The organism is Streptomyces sp. Tu 2975 (assembly GCF_009832925.1).
Lineage (GTDB): Bacteria > Actinomycetota > Actinomycetes > Streptomycetales > Streptomycetaceae > Streptomyces.
In genome coordinates this window covers 308,313-333,792 of record NZ_CP047140.1, presented here as the reverse complement: position 1 = coordinate 333,792, position 25,480 = coordinate 308,313, and the positions used below count along the sequence as shown (strand labels likewise).

General features: G+C 70.6%; 23 protein-coding genes and 3 pseudogenes. 8 read left to right on the top strand and 18 right to left on the bottom strand.

Features of this window, described 5'->3' with window-relative positions; genetic code table 11:
* The first annotated feature begins 65 nt into the window (after nt 1-65).
* Nucleotides 66-794, top strand: a complete 729-nt coding sequence (locus tag GLX30_RS01305) for a spermidine synthase (RefSeq protein ID WP_159682501.1) — start codon at nt 66-68, stop codon at nt 792-794.
* Nucleotides 795-1,062: 268 nt separating this feature from the next.
* On the opposite strand, the gene GLX30_RS34885 is transcribed toward GLX30_RS01305, so the two are convergent.
* The 5 genes and pseudogenes from GLX30_RS34885 to GLX30_RS01290 form a co-directional block, all read right to left on the bottom strand.
* Nucleotides 1,063-1,557 (bottom strand): DUF4872 domain-containing protein, encoded by a 495-nt coding sequence (locus GLX30_RS34885; RefSeq protein ID WP_244258406.1) that lies wholly within the window; start codon nt 1,555-1,557, stop codon nt 1,063-1,065.
* 129 nt (nt 1,558-1,686) lie between these two features.
* Nucleotides 1,687-2,018 (bottom strand): annotated as a pseudogene (locus GLX30_RS34880) (BtrH N-terminal domain-containing protein); the annotation flags it as partial.
* Between the two features lie 29 nt (nt 2,019-2,047).
* Nucleotides 2,048-2,356, bottom strand: a complete 309-nt coding sequence (locus tag GLX30_RS34875) for a GyrI-like domain-containing protein (RefSeq protein WP_244257948.1) — start codon at nt 2,354-2,356, stop codon at nt 2,048-2,050.
* Nucleotides 2,357-2,688: 332 nt separating this feature from the next.
* Nucleotides 2,689-2,853: pseudogene (locus GLX30_RS34870) on the bottom strand (MerR family DNA-binding transcriptional regulator); the annotation flags it as partial.
* 237 nt (nt 2,854-3,090) lie between these two features.
* A pseudogene (locus GLX30_RS01290) lies at nt 3,091-3,873 on the bottom strand (FAD-dependent monooxygenase); the annotation flags it as partial.
* A 7-nt stretch (nt 3,874-3,880) separates the two neighbouring features.
* On the opposite strand from GLX30_RS01290, the gene GLX30_RS01285 reads away from it, so the two are divergent.
* Nucleotides 3,881-4,459, top strand: a complete 579-nt coding sequence (locus GLX30_RS01285; protein WP_244257947.1) for a TetR/AcrR family transcriptional regulator — start codon at nt 3,881-3,883, stop codon at nt 4,457-4,459.
* Nucleotides 4,460-4,646: 187 nt separating this feature from the next.
* Here the strand turns inward: GLX30_RS01285 and GLX30_RS01280 are convergent, their stop codons facing one another.
* Nucleotides 4,647-5,087: a hypothetical protein gene (locus GLX30_RS01280; RefSeq protein ID WP_244257946.1), complete on the bottom strand. Its 441-nt coding sequence runs from the start codon at nt 5,085-5,087 to the stop codon at nt 4,647-4,649.
* A gap of 414 nt (nt 5,088-5,501) precedes the next feature.
* Between GLX30_RS01280 and GLX30_RS01275 the strand changes: the two genes are divergently transcribed.
* Nucleotides 5,502-7,238, top strand: a complete 1,737-nt coding sequence (locus GLX30_RS01275) for an alpha/beta fold hydrolase (RefSeq protein ID WP_159682491.1) — start codon at nt 5,502-5,504, stop codon at nt 7,236-7,238.
* Here GLX30_RS01275 and GLX30_RS01270 read toward each other — a convergent pair.
* Nucleotides 7,186-7,728, bottom strand: a complete 543-nt coding sequence (locus tag GLX30_RS01270) for a DUF4386 domain-containing protein (protein WP_159682489.1) — start codon at nt 7,726-7,728, stop codon at nt 7,186-7,188. The genes GLX30_RS01275 and GLX30_RS01270 overlap by 53 nt on opposite strands.
* A 340-nt stretch (nt 7,729-8,068) precedes the next feature.
* Between GLX30_RS01270 and GLX30_RS01265 the strand changes: the two genes are divergently transcribed.
* From GLX30_RS01265 to GLX30_RS01255, 3 genes are read left to right on the top strand one after another with little or no spacing between them, the layout of a single operon-like run.
* Nucleotides 8,069-9,316 (top strand): right-handed parallel beta-helix repeat-containing protein, encoded by a 1,248-nt coding sequence (locus GLX30_RS01265; protein WP_159682487.1) that lies wholly within the window; start codon nt 8,069-8,071, stop codon nt 9,314-9,316.
* The gene (locus tag GLX30_RS01260; RefSeq protein ID WP_159682484.1) at nt 9,313-9,651 is read left to right on the top strand and encodes a hypothetical protein; all 339 of its coding nucleotides are present in this window, start codon (nt 9,313-9,315) and stop codon (nt 9,649-9,651) included. The genes GLX30_RS01265 and GLX30_RS01260 overlap by 4 nt, the downstream gene beginning before the upstream one ends.
* A complete protein-coding gene (locus GLX30_RS01255) occupies nt 9,648-11,015 on the top strand; it encodes a phenylacetate--CoA ligase family protein (protein WP_159682482.1) in 1,368 nt (455 codons plus the stop codon). Before GLX30_RS01260 ends, GLX30_RS01255 begins: the two co-directional genes overlap by 4 nt.
* On the opposite strand, the gene GLX30_RS01250 is transcribed toward GLX30_RS01255, so the two are convergent.
* From GLX30_RS01250 to GLX30_RS01240, 3 genes are all read right to left on the bottom strand, one after another.
* Complete coding sequence (locus tag GLX30_RS01250) at nt 10,999-11,655, bottom strand: TetR/AcrR family transcriptional regulator (protein ID WP_159682479.1); 657 nt, start codon at nt 11,653-11,655, stop codon at nt 10,999-11,001. The genes GLX30_RS01255 and GLX30_RS01250 overlap by 17 nt on opposite strands.
* Nucleotides 11,656-11,837: 182 nt before the next feature.
* Nucleotides 11,838-13,352 carry a glycerol kinase GlpK gene (gene glpK, locus GLX30_RS01245; protein WP_159682476.1) on the bottom strand — a complete coding sequence of 505 codons (1,515 nt, stop codon included), beginning with the start codon at nt 13,350-13,352 and terminating at the stop codon, nt 11,838-11,840.
* A gap of 40 nt (nt 13,353-13,392) precedes the next feature.
* Nucleotides 13,393-14,160 (bottom strand): IclR family transcriptional regulator, encoded by a 768-nt coding sequence (locus GLX30_RS01240; protein ID WP_159682473.1) that lies wholly within the window; start codon nt 14,158-14,160, stop codon nt 13,393-13,395.
* 142 nt (nt 14,161-14,302) lie between these two features.
* Between GLX30_RS01240 and GLX30_RS01235 the strand changes: the two genes are divergently transcribed.
* Nucleotides 14,303-14,737: an ATP-binding protein gene (locus GLX30_RS01235; RefSeq protein ID WP_159682470.1), complete on the top strand. Its 435-nt coding sequence runs from the start codon at nt 14,303-14,305 to the stop codon at nt 14,735-14,737.
* Nucleotides 14,738-14,739: 2 nt separating this feature from the next.
* Here the strand turns inward: GLX30_RS01235 and GLX30_RS01230 are convergent, their stop codons facing one another.
* From GLX30_RS01230 to GLX30_RS01215, 4 genes are all read right to left on the bottom strand, one after another.
* A complete protein-coding gene (locus GLX30_RS01230; RefSeq protein WP_159682468.1) occupies nt 14,740-15,972 on the bottom strand; it encodes a type III PLP-dependent enzyme in 1,233 nt (410 codons plus the stop codon).
* Nucleotides 15,969-17,729: an IucA/IucC family protein gene (locus tag GLX30_RS01225; protein WP_159682465.1), complete on the bottom strand. Its 1,761-nt coding sequence runs from the start codon at nt 17,727-17,729 to the stop codon at nt 15,969-15,971. The genes GLX30_RS01230 and GLX30_RS01225 overlap by 4 nt, the downstream gene beginning before the upstream one ends.
* Nucleotides 17,730-17,933: 204 nt before the next feature.
* The gene (locus tag GLX30_RS01220; protein WP_159682462.1) at nt 17,934-19,718 is read right to left on the bottom strand and encodes an IucA/IucC family siderophore biosynthesis protein; all 1,785 of its coding nucleotides are present in this window, start codon (nt 19,716-19,718) and stop codon (nt 17,934-17,936) included.
* Nucleotides 19,715-20,905, bottom strand: a complete 1,191-nt coding sequence (locus GLX30_RS01215) for an ATP-grasp domain-containing protein (RefSeq protein ID WP_159682459.1) — start codon at nt 20,903-20,905, stop codon at nt 19,715-19,717. Before GLX30_RS01215 ends, GLX30_RS01220 begins: the two co-directional genes overlap by 4 nt.
* A 248-nt stretch (nt 20,906-21,153) precedes the next feature.
* Between GLX30_RS01215 and GLX30_RS01210 the strand changes: the two genes are divergently transcribed.
* Nucleotides 21,154-22,005, top strand: coding sequence for a (2Fe-2S)-binding protein (locus tag GLX30_RS01210; protein WP_159682456.1), 852 nt, complete (start codon nt 21,154-21,156; stop codon nt 22,003-22,005).
* A 78-nt stretch (nt 22,006-22,083) separates the two neighbouring features.
* Here GLX30_RS01210 and GLX30_RS01205 read toward each other — a convergent pair whose 3' ends face one another.
* The 4 genes from GLX30_RS01205 to GLX30_RS01195 form a co-directional block, all read right to left on the bottom strand.
* Nucleotides 22,084-22,551, bottom strand: a complete 468-nt coding sequence (locus tag GLX30_RS01205; protein ID WP_159682454.1) for a group II truncated hemoglobin — start codon at nt 22,549-22,551, stop codon at nt 22,084-22,086.
* A gap of 228 nt (nt 22,552-22,779) precedes the next feature.
* Nucleotides 22,780-22,923, bottom strand: a complete 144-nt coding sequence (locus GLX30_RS34865) for a hypothetical protein (RefSeq protein ID WP_244257945.1) — start codon at nt 22,921-22,923, stop codon at nt 22,780-22,782.
* Entirely contained in the window at nt 22,908-23,591 is a 684-nt protein-coding gene (locus GLX30_RS01200) for an alpha/beta fold hydrolase (RefSeq protein ID WP_244257944.1), read from the bottom strand. Before GLX30_RS01200 ends, GLX30_RS34865 begins: the two co-directional genes overlap by 16 nt.
* Complete coding sequence (locus GLX30_RS01195) at nt 23,591-25,375, bottom strand: GAF domain-containing protein (protein WP_159682452.1); 1,785 nt, start codon at nt 25,373-25,375, stop codon at nt 23,591-23,593. The genes GLX30_RS01200 and GLX30_RS01195 overlap by 1 nt, the downstream gene beginning before the upstream one ends.
* Between the last annotated feature and the right edge of the window lie 105 nt (nt 25,376-25,480).

Genomic DNA, 25,480 nt, shown 5'->3' with positions numbered 1-25,480 from the left:
GTCCCCTGCTGCGGGCCGACACGAACCGCCCGGCCCGGAGCCGGCAACGAAGAACGGGAGCAGGGATGAGCGCGCGTTTCGCCGAGCTCGACTGGAAGCCGACGCCGATGGGCGACATCTCTCTGCGGCGCCGGCGGGACCCGCGGTCGGGTGACGACGTGTACGAGGTGAAACTCGGCGACGAGTACCTCATGTCCAGCCTCTTCACAGCGGGCGAGATCGCACTCGCCCGCCTCGGCCTCGCGGCACTGCCGGAGACCGGACTGGACGTGGCCGTCGGCGGTCTCGGTCTCGGATACACCGCACGGGCCGCCCTCGACGACACCCGGGTGCGCTCGCTGATCGTGGTCGACGCGCTCGCCGAAGTGATCGGCTGGCACAAGGGCGGCCTCGTACCGCTGGGTCCCGGCCTGGTGCAGGATCCGCGCTGCCGGCTGGTCCACGGAGACTTCTTCGCCGCCGTCGGCGAGGGCGGTGGCTTGGACCCGGAAGACCCGGACCGCCGTTTCCACGCCGTTCTGCTCGACATCGATCATTCGCCCCGTCAGATGCTGCACCCCCGTCACGAGGCGCTCTACCGGCCCGACGGACTGCGCGCCCTGGCCGCCCGCCTGCGACCCGGCGGCACCTTCGCTCTGTGGTCCAACGACCCGCCCGACGAGAGCTTCGGCGCCGTGCTGGCGGACACCTTCGCGGAGTCCGAAGCCCATGTCGTCCCCTTCGACAACCCGCTGCAGCACGGCACTGCCACCAACACGGTGTACGTCGCCCGCAAGGGACCTGCCGAACCATAGGCGGCTCCAGCAGGTGGCGCGAAAACTCGGGCGATCTGAAGGCCTCGCGCCGCTGTGGCCCTCGCCGGCCCGGCTTCAGCGTTGCGCCCCCGCCGACTCGGCTGAGCGAGGAGCGGCCCGCGCCGGGAACGGCCTCCGTGAAGCGCGGTGCACGCAGCCCTTCGGCGATGCGGACGGCGGTCGTCGTCACCGGTCGTGCCGGCCCGGCCGCCGGGGATGCCGCCGGACGCGTCATCGTCGCCGGTACGGCGGGAGGCCCCGTCCTGTCCTACTCCTGCAGGCGGCTCAGCGCCTGCATGGCCTCGCGCTCCACGCGCGAAAGATCGCAGAGGATGGTGCCTGCCTGTGTGAGGCACTGCGCCTTGCCTGATCCACCGGCTTCTGCGATCAGTGCTGCGACTTCCGTCCACAGGGCGGCTGCCTCGCTGTACAGCGCGTGTCCGGTGCGCAGATGGCTGCTGTCGAGCAGTTGGCTGCATTCTGCGAGGAAGTCGCGGTAGAGGTTGCGGAACAGGGCGCCTCCGGTGCCTGCCTTCTCCATCAGGAGGGCAGCCTGCGGCAGGTCCTGCTGCGGGTTGTCGGTCCGCTGGAGCCATGTGCGCACCCTCGTGCCGGCCTTCTCGATGCCTCGGTGGCCGAGGTTGGCGATGGGCGGGTCGAGGAAGGCACCGGCGCAGGCGGTGATGGCGGGAATGATCCGACCCTGTGGGGAGGGCGGGTTCTCCGGAGCGATGACGGTGAAGGACCGATGCTTGGCGCTCATCGGGCCCCGCGCGGCCCTGGCCCGGGCGAGACTGGTCAGGCTGGTGGACACCGTTCCGCCCTGCTGGTCGGTGTCCACCAGGTAGGCGTCATGGTCGTCGTAGCCGTACATGGCGACGACATGACCGCCGAAGTGCGCCTGCGACCCGAAGTAGTCCAGGTAGTAGCTGTCGAGCTGCAGCCCGACAGGGTGGCCGGCGTCGAGGGGTGCCACCATGTGCTCCCAGGCCTTGCGGGGGGAGACGGTCTCCTGGACCCGGAGCTCCAGCCCGAGTCGGGCAGCCAGGTTTCTGGTGAGGTCGAAAGGCTTGACCCGTCCCCGAGGAACGGGAAGCCCATGCTCTTGCTGTCCCAGTAGATGAAGGACAGACCGGAGCCGAGGCCGAAGAGCATGGGCTCGGACAGATCGACTCCCTGGTGCCGCAGCAGCACACCCAGAGTTGTCGTCTCGCAGTGCTGCATTCCGCGGGCATCGATGTCTCTTACCGTGGTCATACGATGCTCTCTTGAACGGGGATGACCAGCCGGGTCGTCAACTCTTCTTGCGGCGCCTCGGCCGGCCCGACGAGATAGGCCTCACGTACGGGCGCCGGCGGGCGCAGCCCGCGCTCGTGGATGGCGGCGAAGAGCGCGTTGTAGGCCAAGCGCAGCTGGGCATAGGGCCCGACGTGCACGGTCTCGGCAACGAGTCCGCCGGGCAGCACCTCGAACTGCAGACCGGGCGTCCCTGCTCCCTGTGGCGTCTGCACTCCGACGGCGATCCCCACCCGCTCCTCCAGATCCAGCGGGTACAGCCCCACAGCGGCGGCTCCCACGCGATTCCCGCCTCACCGAGCACGGGCAGCAGCCGGCCCACGCCCTCCTCGACCCTCGCTCCGATCTCCGCGGGGCCGCAGACCGCTCGCACCACTGCCAGCCGTCGCTCCGGTTCCCTGCCCATCGTCACCTCGTAGCCGGGTAGTCCGCCCTCCACCAGCCGCTCCAAAATCTCCAGCCGTGCCTGGTCCCTGCTGATCCGCTCGGCCAGCCGGGCTCGCTCGGCGCGCAGGATCCGTTTCCTGCGCCCAGGCTCGGCGGCCAGCGCCTGGGCGATCACAGCCAGGGGAAGATCCATGTCGCGGAGCAGCGCGATGGTCAGGGCATCACGCGCCTGCTCAGGCGCGTAATAGCGGTAGCCGGAGCTGCCGTCCACGTGGACCGGAGCCAACAGCCCCGTCTCGTCGTAATGCCGTAGCTGCTTGACGCTGAGCCGGCACAGGCGGGCGAAGCGCCCGATGGTGAGAAGTTCGTCTTGCACGCCATCATGGTGGACTCTCCCACGGTGGGAGAGTCCACCGCTGTACCCATCGGCCCGCTGGTGCCCTGCTTCTCTTCGGCTTCGGCCAGTACCAGGACTTCACGGGGCCGGACATCGGCGCGGCATCGCGACGCCGCCTCGGCCCCGCGAACGAACCGGAGAGTGATCCGCCGATCGACGGGCGAAGGACCCCGGGCTGCACGACTACGACGGTGGATCACGTACCGTCCCATCGGCTCAGTGCACCCTCGCCAGGCCACCGGAGATCGCGGCGAGCAGGGTGTCGCCGCGGGCGGCGGAGTCCGTGGCCCAGCAGACGTAGCCGTCGGGACGGATGAGCAGGGCAGCGGCTCCCAGGTCGTCGGTGCATGTCGCGCGGACGAGGTCGACGCGGGGCGGGAGCCGGAGGCCGGACGGGACGGTTCCGGCCAGGTCGAGCAGGACGGAGTGTCCCGAGCCGAACAGCGACGAGAGTCGGGTGGGGCCGGCCTCGGTCACCAGGTCGGCGTCCGGCACGCGTCGGCCGGTGAGCGGATGCTCCCCGGAGATCTCGTAGCGCAGCGAGAGGCCGGAGACCAGGCCCGCGAGACGGCGGTTGGCATCGGGCAGCCGCAGCAGGTCGATGAAGATGTCCCGCAGGGCGGCCATGTCCTCGCTCGGGTTCGGATCCGCCAGGACCCGCTGCGCCGAGGTGTGATGCAGGACCTCGGCTCCGACCGGATGCCGCTCGGCGTGGTAGCTGTCCAGCAAGCCGCTCGGCGCCCGGTCCTGGACCACCGCGGCCAGCTTCCAACCGAGGTTGAACGCGTCCTGCATGCCGAGATTGAGACCCTGGCCGCCCAGTGGTGGGTGAATGTGTGCGGCGTCGCCCGCGAACAGGACACGGCCCGTGCGGTATCGCTCCAGTTGCCGGGTGGCGTCGGTGAACCGGGAGGAGTTCTCCACGGCGCCGAGGACGGTTTCGTGGCCGTACACGGCCCGCAGCGCGGTGGTGATCTCCTCGGAGGTGACGGGGATCTCGAGGGTGGTGTCCGACGCGGCCATCACCCTGTTTCTCGAGCACGGCTTCAACCAGGTCTCGGTGGCCCAAGTGGCGGAGGCGGCCGAGGTGTCCAAGCGGACCCTCTTCGCCTACTTCCCGACGAAGGAAGATCTCGTGGTGCATCGCCTCGCCGACCACGAGACCGAGATCGCCCGCGTCGTGCGGGCTCGCCCGCCCCGCACCGCCCCGCTCGCCGCAGTGCGCGAGCACTTCCTGCAAGGGTTGCGCGAGCGGGACCCGATCACCGGGCTCAACGACCACCCACAGGTGCGGAGGGTCCACCGGATGATCCTCGACGCGCCCTCACTCGTGGCGCGGATGGAACGGTTCAAGACCGGCGCCGAACGGGCACTCACTCAAACTCTGCGTGAAACCGCCGGCATCCCGGAACTCACGGCCCGGTTGGCAGCCGTCCAGATCGTCGCGGTCCACTGGGCGCTGGCACAGGACAACGCCCAACGCCTGGCGCACGGCGAGCCGGCCGACGAGCGCTGTGCGGGGGCGGTGGCTGACGCCGAACATGCGTTCACGCTCCTGGAGAACGGATTGCGGCACCTGGCCTGACCCGCGGCCATGATTCCGCCGGCCTCATCCGTCGGCCTCGCCCCGTGCCCGCGGGCAGCGGAACGGCCACCGACGGCGCGCCATGACCCTGAAGGCAGTCGGGAGACCGGCCGGGCAGTGTCACCGCGTCCGCGTCGCCCGACCTCTGCCCACCGGGCACCCTCCGCTGCTCCCTGGGCCGCGGGAATCATTCGTCAGGGTCGATGCCGCTGGCACGAGCGATGCCGTCCAGCTCGCTGTTGATCTCTCGCTGTTCGGTGGTCCACTGGTGGATCTGCTGGCGGACTTCTGCCAGGGCCGCGGGGTCGTTGGCGACTTCAGGGGTGACGACCGCGTACCCGGGGCTGCCGTCCGGGCCGGGCATGTCGATGACATGGTGGTCCATGCGCCCGGTGGTCGCGATCGCCATCACCGCCAGAAACTCGCGCTGGACCTCGCCTGCGAAGTTCTCGCGGTCGCCGGCCTCCAGAACGCCTTCGTGTCCTTCGGTGATCAGACGGCTCATCTCGTTCACCGCCTCGTGCAGCGTCTCGAAGTCTTCCGGAGCCATCCGGGCCTTGACCGACTCCATGTAGAGCTCGACCTTCGCCATCCGCTCCTGGGGCGTCTCGTCCTCGTCGTCGTTCATCACCACACCCTGCTGCCCACAGACCCGTCCGTCCAGTCCAGCTCCGTGTCCCTGGAAGAGTGAACGCGTCGTGCCCGAGGGCGCGCGCGCCCCACGGGGGCGTCGGCGTACCAGAACGGTCCGGGGGCGCGAACGGCGGTGTGCGCCGGCCGCCGACGGCGACCGCGACGGCGGTCTGCGCGATGCCCGCCGACCCGGCGTTGGCGAGCACCGCGGACCGGTGGCGAAGCTCCGGCACACCGGGCGCCGTGGCCGCCCCCGCGCGGCGCACCCGAGTGTCCGGTCGCCTCGCAACACCATTTGGTTGCGGTCGGCTCGCGTGCGCCGGCGGATCACGGTGGTGTGGACGCGGATGCGTGCCGACGTCCATCGCATGGGTGACGTCGGGCGCCCGGCCGAGAAAGGGGACAAGGCATGAACATATCTGGGCCCGCAGCCGGACGTCGGCGTGGCGCCGCGCTCATCGCCGCGGTGGTGACCTGCTCGACGGTGCTGACCGGACCGGACCTCGCCGTGGCCGGCGGTACGCCGACACCTTCGGTACCCGCCCCCGCGCTGGACTGGAGGCCGTGCGTCGACGACGGCCGGTTCGACTGCGCGACCGCCGAGGTGCCGCTGGACCACCGGAACCCCCGCGGTCGCACCATCGAACTGGCGGTCGTGAAACACAAGGCAACCGGCCCAGGACGGCGCATCGGAACCCTGTTCCACAACCCCGGCGGACCCGGCGGGCCCGGAACGGTGCAGATGCCACAGAACTACGAGCGCTTCCCGCGCGAGGTCCGGGAGCGGTTCGACGTAGTCAGCTGGGACCCACGCGGAGTCGGCAACAGCACCGCGGTGAACTGCTTCGCGAGTCCCGAGGAAGCCGAAGCGTGGAACGCGGGCAGGCCGGTCGGTCTTCCGGTGGGCGAACAGCAGCGGACGGCCTGGATCACCGCCTACAAGGATCTGGCCCGGCGCTGTCAGCAGCGGGACCCCGAGCTCCTGCGTCATGTGTCCACCGCCGACACCGCTCGCGACCTCGACCAGCTCCGCCGAGCGGTGGGTGACCCGCAACTCACCTACCTCGGAATCTCCTACGGCACGATCCTGGGCGCCACCTACGCCAACCTCTTCCCCGACAAGGTCCGCGCCATGGTCCTCGACAGCGACATCGACCCGCAGGCCTGGACGAACCACGCCTCCGACGAGGAACCCCGGCTCACCACATTCCTGCGCATGGGCGCAGACCTCGGCGCCGCCGGGATCCTGGAGCAGTTCCTCGTCCTGTGCGGCTCCACCACCACGGCCCGCTGCGCCTTCTCCGCCGACAGTCCGCAAGCCACGAAGAAGAAGTGGGACGAGCTGATGCAGCGCCTCCGGGAGCGTCCGGTGGGCGAGTGGACCTACGGCAGGACGGTCGCCGACGTGGTGAGCGGCCTCGACATCGTCCACCCCGGATGGACGGAGCTTGCCGGCAGGCTGCAGGACCTCTGGCAGGGCCGCGTACCGCGGCCGCCCTCATCCCTGCCCGCGCCACCGGTCCCGGTTCCGTACACGGGTGAGGAACAGGGCGCTGCGGTGCTCTGCTCCGACAGCCCCAATCCGCGTGATCCCGGCGTCTACCAAGCCTTGGAGGAGGCCGCCGCCGTCCGCGCGGGCGACGCCGGACGCTTCTGGACCTGGGCCGCCGAGCCGTGTGCCACCTGGCCGGCCGTTGCGGCCGACCGCTACCGCGGCCCGTGGAACAAGCCGACGGCGCACCCTCTCCTTGTGGTCGGCACCACCTACGACCCCGCGACTCCCTACCGGGGCGCGCAGGCCATGGCCAAGGAACTGGCCGACGCCCGTCTGCTCACCCACGACGGGTACGGGCACACCGCACTGCTCAACCCCAGCGGTTGCGTCAACGAGCACGCGAGTCGCTATCTCATCGACGGCACGCTCCCTCCGGTCGGAACCGTGTGCCGACCGGACACGCCGCCCTTTGCCGCACCCAAGCCGAGCGGCGGCGTCGCCACCGGCGGCGGAGCGACGGCGGATTCCGGTCACGGTTCCGCCGTCCGCGGCGACGAGCACGTCGGTTGGTCCTCCTGGGAGAAAGCCGGCGAGGGAGTCAGAGCCTCCTCGCTCGTGACGGTGCGTGACCCGTGGCGGCGTGCGGGGTGACGCGGCTCTCGCCCTCGCTCTCCCTGTGGAGGAGGGCAGCCGGTTCGAACCCCTTGGCGATGAGCCGGACGGCAAGACACACGTCCCACGCGAACACGGGGATCGCCGCGACCGACCCCGCCACGGAGATCTGCTCGTACAGCCCGGACATCACTGCCGTCGCCGACATGCAGATCGCCCCGCCGTCTGCGAGCCCCAAGACGGCGATGAACCGTGGGACTGGCCTGGCGCGGAACATCAACCATGCCGGCATCAGCGAGTTCGCCCCCAGGATGACGTCGGGCCCCATGAGGAACGTCCAGTCGTGGACGGCCACGAGGGTCTCGCCGGCGGTGACGAACGAGGCGGTGTCGCTGTCCGCCGCTTCCTCGTAGGCGTTCCGCAGCCCTGGATCTTCTCCTGGACGGGTTCGAGCGGCTGCGGCAGCAGGGGTGGTTCTCTGCGGACCACGCGCCGCGTAAGGCTCGATGACGTCGGGTCGGTGCCACATCGGAGGAGCGGCAGCACCGTAGTGCGGCGATCCGGCGTGTGTGGAGATCCGACGCGACGAGGTGGTTCGTCGGTCTTTCGCCAGTCCGATTTTGTGGCCGGAAGCGCGTGTGGACACGAGGCTCCCTGAATGGAACGCTCGCTACAGAACGGGGCGTTCGCGTCCGGCATCCCTGGCCCCGACCGCCTCGCCGCTCCAGTGCAACCACGCCGGCCCGCGCGCCGGCCGCTTTCCCGGCACGAGCCGCAATTCCCGGCACCAGCAGGAACCCTGCACCATCAGGAAAACCCTGCACAGAGCCCTCGCACGTCCAGATTCCTTGCCTACAGGAGTTCACCGGATGAGCAACTCGAAAGCTCCGGCGGCACTGGCGGCCGTCGTCCTCGCCATGACGGCGAACCTCGTCGCTCCCGCTTCCAGCACCGCCGCGCCCCCGGCCGACGGGCCGGCGGCATTCACCGTGGACACCACGTCCGACGCGGTCGACGCCGACCCGGCGGACGGCCGGTGCCGCGCCGCGTCGGGCGCGTGCAGCCTGCGTGCCGCGGTGATGGCCGCCAACGCCCGGCCGGGCAGCACCATCACGCTGCCTCCCGGCCGCTACCGGCTGACCATCCCGCCCGACCCCCGGCTCATCATCGGCGACCATCCCGACCCGACCACGGGCGACCTGAACATCGATGCGCCCACCACGATCCAGGGCTCCGGCGCCCGGAGCACCGTCATCGACGCCGACGGACTGGACCGAGTCTTCCGCATGCGGGCCGACACCCGGCTGTCCGATCTGACGGTCACCGGAGGATCGGCCAAGCAGCGAGAGCTGCCCTTCACCGACACCGGTGGCGGCGGCATCGCCAACGAACAGCACATGACCCTGCGAAGAGTTGCCGTGAGCGGGAACTCCGCCGGTTACGGTGGCGGCATCTTCAACATCCCCGACTCCCACCTGGACCTGATCGACAGCACCGTCAGCGGGAACAGCGCGGGAGAGGCCGGCGGCATCAGGTTCGACGACAGCGGCACCGTGACCAACTCGACGATCGCCGACAACCGGGTGACGGACCCCGGTGACCGTCCCGGCAGTCTCGGCGGTTACGGCGGCGGCATCGACATCCGCGGCCTGGGACCGGTGGAGATCCTCAACTCGACCATCACCGGAAACCGTTCCAGCGACGGCGGTGGTGGGATCAACATCGCCCCCGCCTACCTCGACAGCCTGCCCCGGCCGATCCCTGACATCATCGATCTGCCCCTGGGGCGTCTGACCCTGCGCAACTCCATCGTCGCGAACAACACCGTCAACGGCACGGAAGACGACTGCGAGAAGGCCTTCGCGACCATCGCGTCGCGAGGTCACAACATCGACAGCGACGGCAGTTGCCGGCTCACCGCCGAAGGTGATCTGCCAAGCCGTACCCCGCTGCTGGGACCGCTCGCCGACAACGGCGGCCCCACGGACACTGCCGCGCTGCTGCCGGGCAGTCCCGCCCTGAACGCGGCCGCCGACTGCCCGGCCACCGACCAGCGTGGTGTCGCCCGCCCCCAAGGCGGCGCCTGCGACATCGGCGCCTATGAGCACACGCCATGACCACGACCATGGCCACCGGCACCGTTACCAGAAGCGCTTCGACGGGATCCACCGGCCTGCGCCACTCCCTGATCCGCGTCCTCACAGCCGCCCGCCCCCTGCTGCTGTCACTCACCGCACCCCCGCCACCGGCTCGGACCGCCTACCGCACCCGACTCGCGGCCACCGGCGACCCCGACCGGCCCGGCATCCCCGCCTGGCAGCGCCCCATCCCCGACAGGGACCGCATCGAGGTGCCGGCGCCGGACCGCGTCGCCCGCACCACGGGTCTCGTGACGGGCCATCACTGCGCCTTCCGGCATCAGTCCTCCGCCCGCCGAGGAGCCGTGCGATGAGAACCACGTTCACCTTGCTCCGCGACGGGCGCCGCGCTGTCCGGCAGGGCCCGGCCGCCCTGGCGGACCGACAGCGGGAGCGCCTGGCCACCATGGTCGACTTCGCCCGTGCCCGCTCCCCGTACTACCGCGAGCTGTACCGGTCGCTGCCGGAACGCGTGGAACACCCGGCCCTGCTCCCGGTGACACGCAAGGAGGACCTGATGGCCCGCTTCGACGACTGGGTCACCGACCCGGAGGCGACCCTCGAGGGCGTACGGGACTTCATCGCCGACCCCGCCCGGGTCGGCGAGCCCTTCCTCGGTAAGTACCTGGTCTCCACCACCTCCGGAACCACCGGGCACCGCGGTGTCTTCCTGCTCGACGACCAGGCGGCGGCGGTGGTCAGGGCCCTGTCGCTGCGAGCCGCCCGGCGCACCCTCACCCCGTCCCTGGCGGCGCGGATGCTCGTCCACGGAATGCGGTCGGCACACATCGTCGCCACCAGCGGCCATCTGGCCGCGAACGCCGTCATCGCCCGCTCGCGGGCGTCCGGCCGCCTGCACGCCCGCGGGAGCCGGGTCCTGTCGGTGCACAGTCCGCTGCCCGAACTGGTGGACCAGCTCAACAAGTACCGCCCCGTGCTGCTCGGCGGCTACGCCGCCGTGATCGCGCTGCTCGCCGGCGAGCAACTGGCCGGCCGTCTGCGCATCGCCCCGGCCGTCGTGTCCCTGGTCGCCGAAGGCCTCAGCGACCGTGAGCACCGGCGCGTCAGCTCCGCCTTCGGGGCGCATGTCGTCAACACCTACGCCTGCAACGAGAGCCTCGCCCTGGGATACGGCTGCCGGTTCGGGTGGCTGCACACCCACAGCGACTGGCTGATCCTGGAGCCTGTCGACGCCGACCACCGTCCCGTGCCCCCGGGCCAGGAGTCCTTCACCGTCCTGCTGACCACTCTGGGCCGGTGGGCGCAGCCGATCCTGCGCTACGACCTGGGCGACAGTGTCCTGTGGCGTCCGGACCCGTGTCCGTGCGGAGACCCGCTGCCGGCGGTCAGGGTCCGCGGTCGCGCCGCCGACCTGCTGTCCTTCCCGCGCCGGGACGGCGGGACCGCCCGCATCGTGCCCATGGCCTTCGAGACCCTCCTGGAGAGCCTTCCGGACATCGACCGGTTCCAGATCGTGCAGACGACGTCCACTACCCTTCGGGTTCGCATCCGGCCGGCCGCAGGAGCCGATCAGGACCGGCTGTGGAGCGCGGTGCGGACAGGGCTGACCGCCCTGCTCACCGACCACGGGACGGACCGGGTGAGGATCGAGCGCGCCCATGAACCGCCTGAGCAGTCCCCAGGGGGCAAGTACCGGGTGGTCATTCCCTGCCCGTGACGCCCCGCGAAGGGTCCTCGCGCCGTGCGCCGTGCGGGGGAACGCCGTGGTGCGCCGCCAGTGCCAGCAACGCGACGCGCAGCGGACCGGTCTCCAGCGCGGCGGCCGGGTCGAACCAGCGTGCAACGGCGGTTCCGCTCGCCACCCGGAGAGTGAAGCGCGCCAGATCGTCCGACACCTCCGGACGGTCACGCAGGCCGAAGACGGCGCTCACCGAGCCCGAGGCCCAGGTCAGCAGCGCGTCTCGGTAGTGGTGCACCTCGGCCACGGCCGCCGCACTGGCATCCTGCTGCACCATGCCCAGCCCGAGGAGCAGCTTCAGCCCGTGGGGATGGCGCTGGAACGCGTCCTTGACCTCGTCGAGGAAGGTGTCCAGACGCTGCGCGACATCGGCGCCCGGAACCTCGACGGGTGGCAGCGCTGCCAGCAGAGCGGTCCTGGCGCGCTGCAGCACCGCCACGTAGATCCCCTCCTTGCTGCCGAAGTGCCAGTAGAGGGAGCTGACCGGCAGGCCGCACGCGAGGGAGATCATCGAGATGGACGTGGCGGCGTAGCCGTGCCGCGACATCAGCTCGCCGGCCGTGTCGAGAATCGCGTCACGGGACCGCGTGCCGCGGTGCTGGGCCGGTGCCTGCGTCATACTGCCGACTCTAGAGGAGCACCGGTCCCCGGCGCCCTGGGAAGGGGAAGTCCGGGGCGGAGGCCGGTCGTTGAGAGACCGACGTCAGGGCCTCCTGATCCGACGTGAACCTCTGCTCGTCGGCGCCCTACAGGTCGATCTCACCAGGACGTCGGGCCGGTAGAAGGCCGGCCACCGGGGTGTCATGACCGCCTCGGCGGTTGGATCCACCCCAGGGACCGCTCGACGGCTCGTTGCCAGCAGTCGTACTCCCGCTCCCGCCGTTCGGAATCCATGGCAGGCAGCCACTCGCCGGCCCGGTGCCAGTTGCGGCGCAGGACCTCCATGTCCGACCAGTAGCCGACCGCGAGGCCGGCGGCGTAGGCAGCGCCGAGCGACACCGTCTCGGCCACCAGGGGCCGTACCACGGGAACGTCGAGCACGTCGGCGAGGAACTGCAGGAGCAGATTGTCGGAGGTCATGCCCCCGTCCACCTTGAGCTGCTTCAGCGCGAGCGCGGAATCGGCGTTCATGGCGTCGACGACCTCCCGTGTCTGCCAGCCGGTGGCTTCCAGGACGGCCCGGGCCAGGTGGCCCTTCGTGATGTACGAGGTGAGGCCGACGATGACGCCGCGGGCGTCGCTTCTCCAATGGGGTGCGAACAGACCGGAGAACGCGGGGACGATGTAGCAGCCGCCGTTGTCCTCGACGGTGCGTGCCAGGGTCTCGATCTCAGGTGCCGTGCTGATCAGACCCAGTCGGTCGCGGAACCACTGGACCAACGAGCCGGTGACGGCGATCGGCCCCTCCAGGGCGTAGACCGCGGGCTGGTTCGCGATCTTGTATGCGACGGTGGTGAGGAGTCCGTGCCGGGACCGGACGACGTCGGAGCCGGTGTTCATCAGCAGGAAACTGCCGGTCCCGTAGGTGCACTTCGCCTCGCCGGGCGAGAAACACGTCTGTCCGAACAAGGCCGCCTGCTGATCGCCGAGGGCGGCCGTGATCCGGATCCCCGGGAGCACGGAGCGGGCCTCGCCGTAGCACTCGGAGGAAGGACGGATCTCCGGCAGCATCTGGCGCGGGACCCCGAAGAACTCCATGAGCTCGCCGTCCCAGGTCAGCGTGCGCATGTCGATGAGCATGGTGCGGCTGGCGTTGGTGGCGTCGGTGATGTGCAGGCCGCCGCTGCTTCCACCGGTGAGATTCCAGATCAGCCAGCTCTCCATCGTGCCGAACAGCACCTCGCCGTCCCGGGCACGCTGCTCCAGCCCGTCGATGTGATCGAACAACCAGCGGATCCGGGGCGCGGAGAAGTAGGTCGAGGGAGGCAGGCAGCAGCGTTCGAGGAAGAACTCCTCCCCGGGCCGGTTTCTCAGATCGTCGACGAGCGAAGCGGTGCGGGTGTCCTGCCAGACGATCGCCTTCCCCAGTGGCACACCGGTCCGCCGGTCCCATAGGACGGTCGTCTCCCGCTGGTTGGCGATCCCGATGGCGGCGATCTGCCCGGCGTCCACGCCGGCGTGGGACAGCGCCTCCGGCACCACGCGCTGCAGATTGCGCCAGATCTCCACAGCGTCGTGCTCGACCCATCCGGGCTGGGGAAAGTACTGGCGATGCTCTCGCTGGGCGACCGACACCAGCCCCCCGCGGTGGTCGAACAGGATGCATCGAGTGGAGGTGGTGCCCTGGTCGATGGACATCACATACCGTGCCACCATGATCGGGCCTGCCTTCCGATGTGTCGCGGAGCGGCGGGTGCTACCAGCGCGCCGCGCCCAGGTCTCTGGAGATCGCCCGTGCGGCCTCCCGGAGCACGGTGATCAGGGCCGGTCGGGGCCGGCCTCCTGTGTCGCAGATCCGCTCGACCGGGCCGGATATGCCGAGCGCCCCCACCACGAGGCCTCCGTGCCCTCGGATCGGTGTGGCGATCCCGGCGTCACCCATGCTCATCTCCTGCACCTCGGAGCCCCAGCCGAGCTCTCGAATCTCGCCGAGCGCCCGGTCGAGATCCTCCGGGAGCGCCAGAGTGTGCCGTGTGTAGGCCTCCAGTCCGGCCTTGAGCAGCGGATCGACGGGTGCGGCCCCGAAGGCCAGCAGGACCTTGCCTAGCGAGGAGGCGTGAAGGGGCAGCAGCGCACCGACGTCCAGGGCCTGCAGGGTGTCGTCCGGCCGGAAGACGTGGTGCACGATGAGCACCTTCCCCTCCAGGGGTGTGCCCAGGCGGACGGCCTCCCCGCTGCGGGCGGCCAGGGCGTCCGCCCAGTTGAGGGAGCGCGACCGCAACTCGTTGACGTCGAGGTAACTGGTACCGAGGTGGAGCAGAGCCGCTCCCAGCTGGTACTTCCCGGTGGCAGCGTCCTGCTCCACGAAGTCCACGTGCTGCAGGGTGCGCAGAATGCCATGAGCGGTGCCTTTGGCCAGTCCGAGCGAGGACGCCACCTCGCCCAGTCCCAGCCTGCGGGGACCGGTGGCGAGCAGACGCAGGATCGCCGCCGCCCGTTCTATGGACTGGACCGGGCCGACCATAGAACGATCGTAGTCCGGGTCTTCGACCCAGGACCTCCGTTCGGTAATGCCGACCGATGTTCATTGACCGACCGTTTCTGCCTCTTTAGCGTTTCCTCACGCGCGGCCACCGGCCGGCAGCGCTCCCGGAGGAGGACGGGCCATGACAGTGACGCAGCTCAGCGCAGAGCTTCCTGAGGACGTCACCCACGTCTTGCCGCTGCCACACGCCCCCGAGGCGGCCGCGGTCATGCGTCGGCGCGTGCGCGCGGTCCTCACCGACTGGCACCTGTCCGCGGACGTCGCTGAGGACGTGGTTCTGCTGGCCTCGGAGCTGCTCACCAACGCGATCGCCCACGCTCTGCCTCCGGCGACGCTTCGGGTGTCGCAGGTCATGGTGGACGCTCTCAAGGCCGTACGTGTCGAGGTGACGGATGCGGGACCTGCGGCATCTGCCGACCGGCCGGCTTCCGGGCTCGACCCGGACGAGCACGGCCGAGGCATCGGAATCGTCATGGCGCTGTCGGCCAGGCACGGCGTGCGAGAGCGTGCTGACGGAACCACCTGGTGGGCGGACGTGTTCGTCGGCCCGAGATGACGTCACCCGGCCGTCGGAAAGTGATGGTCGGGCCCCCGTCGATCGAGGAAGTGGAAGCCGGGACGGGGGTGCATGAGGAAGTCGTGGTGCGAGATGTTCCACGCGTAGGCACCCGCCAGGGCGAATGCCACCCGGTCGCCGGCCCGCAGACGCGGTGCCGGGACGTGACGGGCCAGGAGGTCCTTGGGCGTGCACAGCTGGCCGGTCAGCGTGACCCGGTCCTGCTGGGCAGCCGGACGGGGCCAGGGGTGCGGCCACGTGTTCACCGGGAGGATGGAGCAGGGCTGGTCGTGGCCCTTGGTCGCCGGGGTGCGCAGGTGGTGCGTGCCGCCGCGGACCACGGCGAACTCCTCACCGTGGCTGTGCTTCACGTCCAGCACCTCGGTGGCGTACCAACCGCAGTACGCGGTCAGGGCGCGCCCCGGCTCGATACGCAGGGTGAGGTCGGGGTGGGCGGCCGTGAGGCGGGTGAGCCCGGCGCCGTACGCCGTCCAGTCGAAGCGCAGGCCAGGGGCGGCGTAGTCGACGGTCATGCCGCCACCGACGTTCACCTCGGCGAGGCGGACGCGGTGGCGGGCAGCCAGCTCGATCGCCCACGTCACGACGGATCCGGCGACAGCGAGCTGTTCGGGGGCGCGGATGCCGCTGGCCAGATGGGCGTGGACGCCGCGCAGTTCCAGGTGCGGGTACGTGCCGTCGGTGAGCAGGCGGACGACGGTGTCGGCGTCGGTCGGATCGAGGCCGAACGGGGCGGGCCGGCCACCCATAGCCAGCGAGCTGTCCGCCAGCGAGCCGTCGGACACGGCGAGGTTGACGCGGAGCAGGAGCGCGGCCTTGGTATCCGCCCGCCGGGCCAGCTCCGCCAGCATGTGAAGCTCATGCACGCTCTCGACGTGGAAGCGTTCCACGCCCAGTTCCAGCGCCGAGGCGATCTCCGCCGGGGTCTTGCCGGGGCCGCCGAAGGCCAGCGGGCGGCCCGGTACCGCCTTGCGGACGTGGGCGAGCTCCCCGCCCGAGGAGACCTCGTAGCCGTCGACGTACCGGCCGAGCGCGGCCAGGATCTCGGGCTCCGGGTTGGCCTTCGCGGCGTAGTACAGCTCGACGCGCTCGGGCAGGGCTGCCCGTACGGAGGCTGCGTGCTCGCGCAGCGCCGCCAGGTCGTAGAAGTACGCCGGGAGCTCCTCGGCGGTCAGGGACAGGACGCGGTCACGCACCGCGGGGGTGAGGGCGGTCATCGGGCATCGCTCCATGGGGGACGGGCGTCTTCGGCCAGCGGGGAAGCCAGCGGGGAAGGCAGACGGACGTAGCCGGCCTCGCGGTCGGCCTTGCGTTCCCAGCGGGCCAGCAAGTTGGCTTTGGCGGGCAGCGGCACACCCGCGAGGAGGGCAGCGAGCCGCGGCGGGCAGCCGTACCGGTCGGCATACGCCTGGAGGGTGGCCCGGACCTCGGCCCACAGGGCGCGCTCGGTCCGCGGATGCAGATCGGCGACTGCGGCGAGCATGTCGGCGACGTGATTGACCAGCAGGCAGTAGACGACCCGGTCCCAGCCGCGCTGCGCGTCGTACGCCATCGGGCCCGCGACCTCGGCGGGCAGCGCGCCGAGGGCGTCGCCGTGGCGCTCGCGGACGAGCTTGGTGCCCTCCAGATCACGGAAGAGGACTTGGGCGGGCATGCCCTCCTCGTCGACACAGACGAGGACGTTCTGCAGGTGCGGCTCAAGGACCACGCCGTGGTCGAAGTAGGCGGCCAGGACGGGCGGGACCAGCAGCTTCAGGTACGCCGACCACCAGTCCAAGGCGGTCCGGGGCCCTGCTCCGTCGAGCAGCAGGGAGATGTGGCCAGGACCGGTCGGGTACTCGTCGGCGACGGCCGCCGCGAGCAGCGGGGTGGTGCCGGGCAGCAACCTCGCGGCCAGGCCCTCGCGGACGATCACGCCGAAGCCTTCGAGCAGGGCGCGGTCCGGAGCACCGCCGGGTCCTGGCAGCAGCAAGCTTCGGTAGGCGGGCTCGCGGAGCACGGCGCTGCCGGGGAAGCGCGTGGCCATGGAGTTCAGGACCGGCTCCAGCAATCGGGTCATGGCCACCGCGCCGGACAGCTCGTAACTGGCGTTTTTACGCAGGCAGTTGGTGATGCGGACGTTCAGGCTGAACTTCAGGAACGTGTCACCGTCGTACAGGGTGCGTACGGAAGCGGTAGCGGTGAACGGCTTCCCGGCCGGGCCCAGGTCGAGGATGTCGCGCCGCTCGACGGCGGCGCGCAGCCCGGTGTGTCCGCTCAACATCTCGTACTGCCACGGGTGGGCGGGCAGCAGCCGGTAGCCGGCCGGGACGTCGGGACGCAGCCGGTCGAGCACATCGGCGGAGCCGCGATCGGCGGTCTCCTGTGCCATCAGATGCTCGCGCACCGCCAGGTGGCGGAGCGGGAAGGAGGAGCCGGTCTCGGGCGCGTACGACAGCCAGGAGGCGGGGTCGCCCGTCCGGGCCTTCGGCGTGGGGTGGAAGCGGTGGCCGAACAGCAGGGACTGCTCCGAGGCCAGATAGGTGGCGAGCCTGTCCGCGACGGTGCCGTCCGGCCGGGCCCGTGCGGCGCGTACGTCGAGTGCGGCCTTGATCGCCTGGTGGCTGGAGGCGATCTGGTCCAGGAACTCCTCGTTGCGCACGCCCGTACGCGACGACAACTCGTCCTGCGCGTACGCGGCGAGGCGCCGCCAGTCGAGCTCCACCCAGTCTCCGTCGTGCTGCTCCCGCATTGACCCGGTGAAGCGGTGCGCGCCCAGCAGCGACGTACGCCGCAGCGCGACACGCAGCAGTACGCCGCGGCGGGGGAGGCGCAGCAGCAGGTGGCCGTCGGTGACGGCGGGCTGCAGCTCGGGGCCGGGCAGCTCTCTCAGCAGGCAGTTGAGGAGGGTGTGGGCCACGGCGTCGTCCGCGGTGGGAAGCCCGCTGGGGGCGGCGGAAACAGGGGTGGTACCGATCGAATCGGTCAAGGACATCAACGACTCCAGCGGATCCGGAGAGAGCAGAGGTGCAGGGACGGAACGGCGACGCCGTCACGGCGGCCACGGCGGCGCGCCGGTCACCACCGGCACGGTGGGGCCGAAGAAGCGGTTGCCGTCCCGCCCCCGCGCCTGCGGCGACCACCCGGTGAACCCGAGGGCGGCGGTGTTCGCCGTGGTCGGCGGGCCCCCGGAGTGTGCTCACCGTGCCATCGCCGCCGGCAGGAGGTAGTTGGGTCCGGTGATGTAGTGCTTGTTGATGTCGGCGGCGCCCGAACGCTCCTTGGTGAGGAGCGTGCCCGCGGTGACCATCGCCTTGACCGGGAGCTCACGACCGTCGAGCACATGCGCGCGCAGGATCGCGCCGGGTTCCCCCTCCCGGGTGCCGAGCCGGTCGGCGGCCTCGGTGAGCCGGTCGCGTACGAGGTCCAGCAGCGACTCCAGCGGGGCGCGGCCGTGCCGGGCGAGACCGAAGGCGTAGGCCCCTGCGCACAGGTGGAGGGTGATGGTGGTGAACAGGTCGGTGACCGGCCTGTCGTCCTCGCCGAAGATCCGGGCGTCGTCGAAGTCGGACGGGTTCGGCGCGTCGGGGCCCAGGGTCTCGCGCATGCGGGCGGTGTTGATACGCGGGCCGTCGTTGTCCTTGAGCAGCAGTCGCAAACGGGTGCGGCCGTCCCCGTCCCGGTCCAGTACCAGGGAGATGTTCTGCTGGTGCGACTCGAGCGCGATGCCGTAGCCGAGGAGCGCGGTCTGCCAGTCGAAGAGCAGGCTGAGGCAGGCGTCGAACAGCGCGAGCGGGTCACCGCCGTAGAACCGGCCGGCGAGGTGGTCGATCACCGTGCCGCCACGGGGCGCCTCGCTCAGCAGAGCGGCCATGGGCGTGACGACGGCGTCGTCGAGGCCGGCGGGGTAGCGGCGCACGAGCACGGCGAGGAGTTCGTGTCCGGCGTGGGCGTACACCGTCTCGTCGGCGTGCAGGACCGTGTCACGGAAGCGCGGCTCACGGGTGATCACCGTTTCCAGCAGGCGCTGGCCCGCGGCCCCGTCGACGAGCGTGCCCGGCTTGATGGTGCGGCGGTTGCGAAGCCCCAGGGTGGCGGTGGTGAGCGGCAGCTTGAGGTGGAGGGCGGGGTCGGCGGCGAGAGCCACCGTACGCATCGACAGAGTCGGTACCGCCTCCAGATACGGGTGGTCGGCGAGCACGGCACGGTCCTGGAGGCCCGTCGCCCTCAGCGCCTCGTGCAGGGGCGCGCCGACGGTGAGCGGGTGGACCGGGAGAGCGACATGGCTGTGGAAGAGCTCCGGCAGACCGAGGATCGCGGGCGTGGGCCACCGGTCGGGCAGCCGGGCGGCGCCCCCGGGCACGGTGAGGACCTCACGCGGCACGGCGATCCAGCGCAGCGCGAAGCGGGGGTGGAACTCGGGGCCGTAGGCGCGCAACTGCTCCTCGCCGAGGCCTGAGCGTCCTCGCGCGGTGGGGTAGACCGGGTGGTCGTGCCGGGCGGCGAGGGTGTCATGGGCGAGGCCGCCGGCAAGGCCCGTCCAGTGGGCGGGGTCGGCTCCGTAGCGGTCGGTGAGCCGACCGGCGACCTCCTCGCGGGTGCGGGCGTGCAGCCGCATCGTGGCGAGGGTCTGGCGGCACTCCTCGGCGAAGGCGTCGAAGCCTGCCCGGTCGGCGGGGCGCGCGCGTGCGCTCAGGGCGTCCAGCACGTCGTCGTGGGAGGTCAGCTCGCGACCGTCCGACTCCCTGACGAGCAGCGGCAGTCGTGCGGTGTACGTGCTCTGGAAGCCGTCCTCGACGACCGGGAGCAGCAGGGCGTCGCCCCCGTCCGCGTCGTGGGCCAGCCGCAGCCAGAGGCCGTCCTCCCGCTCCACCGGTGTGGAGTGGGTCCGCAGGCCCACGACGTCCTCGCGCAGCAGCGCACCGAGCACACGCAGCAGCAGGTCCCGCTGAGCCGTGTCGACGGCCGTGGTGGTCGGCCTCATGGGGTGATCTCCCAGCGCTGAGCGGTGAGGAACTCGGCCGCGACCCGATCGACGTTTTCCTGATCGGTGCCGGTGGCCCGGAGCACGCCGAGATAGTCGCGGTTCGTGTGGTACAGATCGTGCCTTTCGCCGACCTGGCGAAGAGGCCGGTACGTCAGGTCCACACCGTCCACGACGAGGTCGGCGGCCGCAGGGGCTGATGTCAGCGTGCCGGCCCTGTCGGCGCACGGGCAATCGAGCCGGGCTGCGCCGTCGGTACGGGCGCCCAGGTCGGCGGGCAGCGGCTCGCCCAGGTGCGTACGGAGTATCTGCTCGAAGAGCGGGATGTCCAACAGTCGGGCCAGCAGCAGATCGCACTGGTCCCCGACGGCACGGTAGTTGACCTCGATGATGCGGGCACGGCCCTCGTGCACCACGAACTCGGTGTGGCAGGCGCCGAAGCCGACGCCGAGCGCGTCGAGCTGGGCGAGGACCTGCCCCACGACCGGCTCGGGGTGAGCGGCCACGAAGGTCATCCGCTCCTCGATGAAGTACGGCGGGGCGGACAGTTCGGTGTGGAAGCCGCCCAGGACGTGGCGTACGCGACCGTCGCCGAGAGTTTCCAGGGTGTACAACTCGCCGGCCAGGTACTCCTCCACGACCAGCGCCGCTTCCGGGCGCCGCTCCTGGATCTCCTTGCAGCGCAACAGGAGGTCCTCGGAGCCGTCGGCGAGCACCACGTCCTCGCTGGCCACGCCCTCGCGGGGCTTGACGACGCACGGGAACGGCACGTCGAGGCCGGTGAGTACGGCCGGGTGCTGACCGGCGGCCAGCTCGGTCGACCACACCGTGTCGGCCCCCGTCGCGGCGAGGTGGCGGCGCATGTGCGCCTTGTCCTTGGCGCGCAGCGCGGCCTGCCAGGGCTTGGCGGGGAGCCCGAAGTAGTCGGCGGCGAGGGCGGCCTGGGTCTGCAGATGGTCGCTGTTGGTGAAGACCGCGTCGGGCGTGTGGTGGGTCGCTGTCCGGGTGATGACCGCGCGGAAGTCGCGTACGTCGCACTCCAGGACCTCGATGTCCGGGTACGTGCGGCGGTGGGCCCGGGGCTGGTCGGTGAGCACCGTGACGTCGAGGCCGAGCCGGGCCGCGGCGGGGATGAAGCCTTCGGTGACCGAGTCGGTGGGGTTCAGTGCGAGCAGGTACAACCGCATGGGCGGGGCCCCTTCCGAGTCGAGGACGTGGGGACGGCGGCGTGGGGAGAGGTCGGCGGCGGCGCAGGCGCCGACCGGCCTTCGTCCTCGGCGCGGCCACTAGGTTAGGCAACCCTAAGTTATCAACTCCCGTGCGGCTCATCGAAATCGCCCCCCTTGATCGCCCGGGCGGGGAGTGTGGCTAAGGTAAGCCTTACCTTTTCAATTGTGACGCCCGAGCTACCGTGCCGCTCCATGAAGGACTGCCGATGACCATGGCCACAGGGACCGCGACAGCCGGCCCCGTCGTGACCGAGGCCTCCGCGCTCGCCCATACCTACCTCGAACTCGTGACCTCATGTGAAGCGCTGAACGTGCGGATCGCTTCCGAGGCATCCCAAGCGCTCCTCGACGGGGCCGAACTGACGCGGAGCGAGAAAGCGCTGGACGCCTTCATCGACGCCGAGGCCGACCGCATCCGGGAACATCACGGACATGCGCCCCGCAGGGACGTCGCCGCCTCCCGCGCCCTGCACGACTACCTCTGGTCCGTCGCTCTGCTGATGAGCGGCGCCTGGTACCTGGAACGGCGCGTGCCGCGCATCGCCCCGCAGGACGTCCACATCGACCTCGCGGCGGCCGCGTTCGAGATCGTCCCGGGTGCCGGCTTCGCCTGCCTTCCCGACGACCCGGCGGCCGGGATGCCCGGCGTCCGGGTGGTGGCCCACGAAGAGGCGCTGCGCGCCGAACTGCGCGCCACCGTCGCCGACCACGTAGGACCCTTGCTGACGGCTGTCGGGCCCCACGCACGCCGCAGGCCAAGAGCGTTGTGGGGCATGGCCGCCGACGACCTGGTCTCCGGGATCTGGTACCTCGGCCGCATGCTCGACCAGGAAGACCGAGCCATCCAGGCCGCGACCGAGTTGCTCCCGACGGCGATCCCGCCCTTCCCCGGCGGCGCGGACTTCCGCCGGCTGGCAGGTCGCGACGGGCGGCGGCACCCGACCCGCACCCGCCTCGGCTGCTGCATGTACTACACCCTCGACGCCGCCCAGGCGTGTTCGACGTGTCCCCGAACGTGTGACGCGGAGCGCCTGCGGAGGCTGGAGGACGCGGACTGACCGTGGCGGAAACGACGGCGGGCCGGCAACGCGGCGTACTGGTGCCGCATCAGGGTTCAGGGCAGGTTCCGCTGCGACTCAGCGCACGCCGTTCCAGCCCCAGCGCGGGGTCGGACCCGGCGGGTCGCCGAGGTTCGTGCCGGCCGGGGCGGCCGAGACCTCGCGGGCGATCTTCGTACCCCAGTCGAAGTACTCCACCACCTGGCGGCGCAGCACGTCGTCGTCCGGCAGCTCCTTCGCCACCGCTTCGGTCATCAGCTCCATCCAGCGCAGCCGCTGCTCCTCCGTGATCGAGAGCCCGAGGTGCACCCGGAGCAGCCTCTGGTGGCCGCCCAGCGCTGCGGTGAAGTCGGCAGGTCCGTCGAAGACCTCGGCCAGCCAGACGGCGACATGCTCGATGTGGGTGGGGGTGAAGTCGGCGAAGACGGGGGCGAGCAGCGGATCGGTGAGGACCGCCTCGTAGAAGGTGTTGCTCAGCCTGCGCAGTGCGTGCGTGCCGCCCACGGCCTCGTGCAACGTCTCGGGACGCCCGTCGGGCCCGCTCATGACGACACCTCATTCGTACGGAGTGGTGCTGCGGAGTTGTGCTCCGTCCCAACATCGCCGCGGCACGGCGGGCGACCCAGGCGTTTCCGCTCTCGGCGGAAGCGCCCGCCTCCCCGGGGGCGCGGCTCCTGGGCAGGCTGAGCCGGTCTCGCTGGTGGAGCGCGGCCCGGGCGGCGGTCTTCTCGGCGACCGCGCACTGACGACACCATTACCCCGTGGTCCCATCGCTCAGCGTCCCGGCAACGTCTCCTGCAGCCAGTCGAAGACGACCTCGCAGTGCTCCTGCGGGGCCATGGGAGAGCAGTGCAGTTGCGCGCCGGTGGCGGCGCTGAGCTTCATGTAGTCCTTGGGGGACGTCAGCTTGTCGAACAACGCGCGCGGCTGCCCGGGATAGAACTGCTCGCCCTCGTAGTCCAGGACCAGTGTGGGCGTCTTGATGCGCTCCACGACGTTCGTGATGTCGAGTGACTCGACGAGCTTGGCCGGGGTGTAGAAAACATCTTCCCCTGGCGGGCGGCGAGCATCGCCGGCACGGAGAACGGTTCGAACCGCTTTCTCAGTGTCGCGGCCTCGGCCGCGGACAGCTCGGGGACGACCTCCCTGTTCCAGATGTTGTTCGTCTCCTCCTTGTCCCGGGTGAGGATCTCCCGGATCTCCGCCGGGAAACCCAGCCAGGGCCTCAGCACTCCGGGCATCGCCACCAGAGCGGCGATCCTGTTCTCGTAGGCCGCGGCCCGGGGTGCCAACTCGCCTCCCATACTCAGTCCGGTCAGGGCGATCCGGTTGGTGTCCACGTCGGAACGGGCGGCCAGCCAGTCGACGAGGCGAGTCACCACCGTCTCCCAGCGCGGCGTGAAGACCACGCGGTCCACGAAGAGCAGCTGGCCCTGGCCCGGTCCGTCGTACACGAGGGCGTTCCAGCCTCGCTCCACGGCAGCCGACACACCGTAGGTCCACATGTCGACGTTCTGCCCGTCGCTGCCGTTGGTAAGGATCACGGTGGGGCGTCGCTCGGCGGAGTCGTCCGGCCGGAAGAACACTACGCGAGGCTCGACGGGACGATTCCGTAACGTCGCATCTTGCGGTACATGGTGGCGCGGGAGATGCCGAGGTCCTGTGCGGTGCGCTGGACGTTGGAGCCGCGGTCCATCAGCCCACGCAGAATGGCGTCCCGTTCCAGCGCTTCGATCGCGGTCAGGACCTTGTGGGACGAGACCCGGCATTCCGGGGGGAGATCATCCGCCTGGATGATCCCACCGATCGGCCGCCGTGCGAGGCCGCGGATCACCGACTCCAGCTGCCGGACGTTTTCCGGCCAGGGGCAGCGTTCCAGCATCGCCAGCGCATCCGGGGAGCAACTGCTCTCTCCGCTCGGCCGATATTTGAGCAGGAAGAACCGAACCAGGTGCTCGATGTCGCCATAGCGATGACGGAGAGGCGGCACCTCCACCGAGGCACCGCACAGACGGTCGAGCTCGTCCTCGGCCGTGACCATGGACGGTTGGCTGGTCATGATCAGTTGCCCGGTGGCGGTTGGGTCGGGATGCGCCAGGAGGCTTGTCAGCTGCCGGCGCAGGTGATCTCCCAGCAGATGGACATCGCGCAGGAGGACCACGATCGACGGTCCGGCCCGCAGCTCGCGGACATCGCGCAGCCAGTTCTCGGTGGCGTGCGGTGCCTCCGACAGCGGCGCTTCCACCACCTGGAGCCGGCGCCCGGCATTGTGGGCTCGGTGGACGGCATGGACCAGCGTCCGCTTGCCGGCACCGGCTTCGCCCACGAGATGAAGCCAGGATCCGGCCGTGAACGCCGCCTCGGTCTCGGCGACCGCGCGCAGCCATTGCGGGGAGGAGCCCACCAGCCCCAGGCCCGATCGTCCGGGGCCGTCGGAAGGAACGGGTCCGGGCTGGGGACGTCCGATGACCCGGACCCGGAAGACGGCGCCCGCGTCGCTGTCCTCGCGCCGGTTTCGGCTGACCCGGAGTTCGGCGACTCGTCCGGAGGGGAGGGCGATGCTCCGTGTCCCTTCGAACCGGGCATCGGCGGCGATCTCCCGTGCGTGGTCGAGCAGCGCGTAGTGATCCGGCCCTGTCACGGCTGATCTCAACTGCTCGTTCATCATGACGACTTCACGATTGAGGGCCAGGACAGGTCCCGGGCGCACCGAGGAGCACGCATCCATGTAGTCCTGGAACAGGGCTCGCTCCCGTCGCGAACTGATTGCGGCAATCTCACCCTCGATCTGGCCCGCGACGGAGCGGGCCAGGGCCATGAGCATCCCGGCGGAGCCCTGGCGGACCGTGGTCAGATTGAAGGCTCCCAGCAGCGTGCGCCGGACAGGGTGCAGGATCGGCACGGCCGCGCAGTGGAAGTCCCGCAGCTCCTCGACGTAGTGCTGGCTTCCGGCGATCAGGACCGGGCGGCCGCTGGCAAGCGCGGTCCCGATGCCGTTGGTGCCCACATAGCGCTCGGCGAACACGTGGCCCGGGGCCAGTTGCACTCGGTTGAGCCGCGTCGTCAGACCCTCGTGGGAGAGCTTGCGGGACAGCACTACGCCGTCACGGTCCGTGATCATGGTGGACACCGGGTCGTCGGCCAGCTGCTTATGAAGCCTGTCCACGATGGGCAGCGCCGCCCTGGCGAGCGGACTGTCCAGATTGGGATTCTCGAGGTACGGAGCGTTGACGCAGCTCGACTTCACCTCGTACTCGATCGAGCGCTGCCACGAAGCGACAACGAGCGGTCGGGCGCTCGGGTCCTTGGTGACTTCCAGGTACAGCTCTCTGGCTGCTGTCAGTGAGCTGCCAGGCCGGCGTCGGGGCATTTAACACTTCCGTATCGCGCGGGTCATCACTCGATCGACCGATTGGAACAGCTCGATGCGGCCGCGCCTATGCCGTGTATCACATTGAGACATCCGCGGTCCGTT

What these genes read in the sequence shown, in the direction of transcription:
- GLX30_RS01305 (WP_159682501.1), top strand. Translation starts at nt 66, where the DNA reads ATGAGCGCGCGTTTCGCCGAGCTCGACTGGAAGCCGACGCCGATGGGC.
- GLX30_RS34885 (WP_244258406.1), bottom strand. Translation starts at nt 1,557, where the DNA reads ATGAGCGCCAAGCATCGGTCCTTCACCGTCATCGCTCCGGAGAACCCG.
- GLX30_RS01280 (WP_244257946.1), bottom strand. Translation starts at nt 5,087, where the DNA reads ATGAACGACGACGAGGACGAGACGCCCCAGGAGCGGATGGCGAAGGTC.
- GLX30_RS01275 (WP_159682491.1), top strand. Translation starts at nt 5,502, where the DNA reads ATGAACATATCTGGGCCCGCAGCCGGACGTCGGCGTGGCGCCGCGCTC.
- GLX30_RS01270 (WP_159682489.1), bottom strand. Translation starts at nt 7,728, where the DNA reads ATGTGGCACCGACCCGACGTCATCGAGCCTTACGCGGCGCGTGGTCCG.
- GLX30_RS01265 (WP_159682487.1), top strand. Translation starts at nt 8,069, where the DNA reads ATGAGCAACTCGAAAGCTCCGGCGGCACTGGCGGCCGTCGTCCTCGCC.
- GLX30_RS01260 (WP_159682484.1), top strand. Translation starts at nt 9,313, where the DNA reads ATGACCACGACCATGGCCACCGGCACCGTTACCAGAAGCGCTTCGACG.
- GLX30_RS01255 (WP_159682482.1), top strand. Translation starts at nt 9,648, where the DNA reads ATGAGAACCACGTTCACCTTGCTCCGCGACGGGCGCCGCGCTGTCCGG.
- GLX30_RS01250 (WP_159682479.1), bottom strand. Translation starts at nt 11,655, where the DNA reads ATGACGCAGGCACCGGCCCAGCACCGCGGCACGCGGTCCCGTGACGCG.
- glpK (WP_159682476.1), bottom strand. Translation starts at nt 13,352, where the DNA reads ATGGTGGCACGGTATGTGATGTCCATCGACCAGGGCACCACCTCCACT.
- GLX30_RS01240 (WP_159682473.1), bottom strand. Translation starts at nt 14,160, where the DNA reads ATGGTCGGCCCGGTCCAGTCCATAGAACGGGCGGCGGCGATCCTGCGT.
- GLX30_RS01235 (WP_159682470.1), top strand. Translation starts at nt 14,303, where the DNA reads ATGACAGTGACGCAGCTCAGCGCAGAGCTTCCTGAGGACGTCACCCAC.
- GLX30_RS01230 (WP_159682468.1), bottom strand. Translation starts at nt 15,972, where the DNA reads ATGACCGCCCTCACCCCCGCGGTGCGTGACCGCGTCCTGTCCCTGACC.
- GLX30_RS01225 (WP_159682465.1), bottom strand. Translation starts at nt 17,729, where the DNA reads ATGTCCTTGACCGATTCGATCGGTACCACCCCTGTTTCCGCCGCCCCC.
- GLX30_RS01220 (WP_159682462.1), bottom strand. Translation starts at nt 19,718, where the DNA reads ATGAGGCCGACCACCACGGCCGTCGACACGGCTCAGCGGGACCTGCTG.
- GLX30_RS01215 (WP_159682459.1), bottom strand. Translation starts at nt 20,905, where the DNA reads ATGCGGTTGTACCTGCTCGCACTGAACCCCACCGACTCGGTCACCGAA.
- GLX30_RS01210 (WP_159682456.1), top strand. Translation starts at nt 21,154, where the DNA reads ATGACCATGGCCACAGGGACCGCGACAGCCGGCCCCGTCGTGACCGAG.
- GLX30_RS01205 (WP_159682454.1), bottom strand. Translation starts at nt 22,551, where the DNA reads ATGAGCGGGCCCGACGGGCGTCCCGAGACGTTGCACGAGGCCGTGGGC.
- GLX30_RS01195 (WP_159682452.1), bottom strand. Translation starts at nt 25,375, where the DNA reads ATGCCCCGACGCCGGCCTGGCAGCTCACTGACAGCAGCCAGAGAGCTG.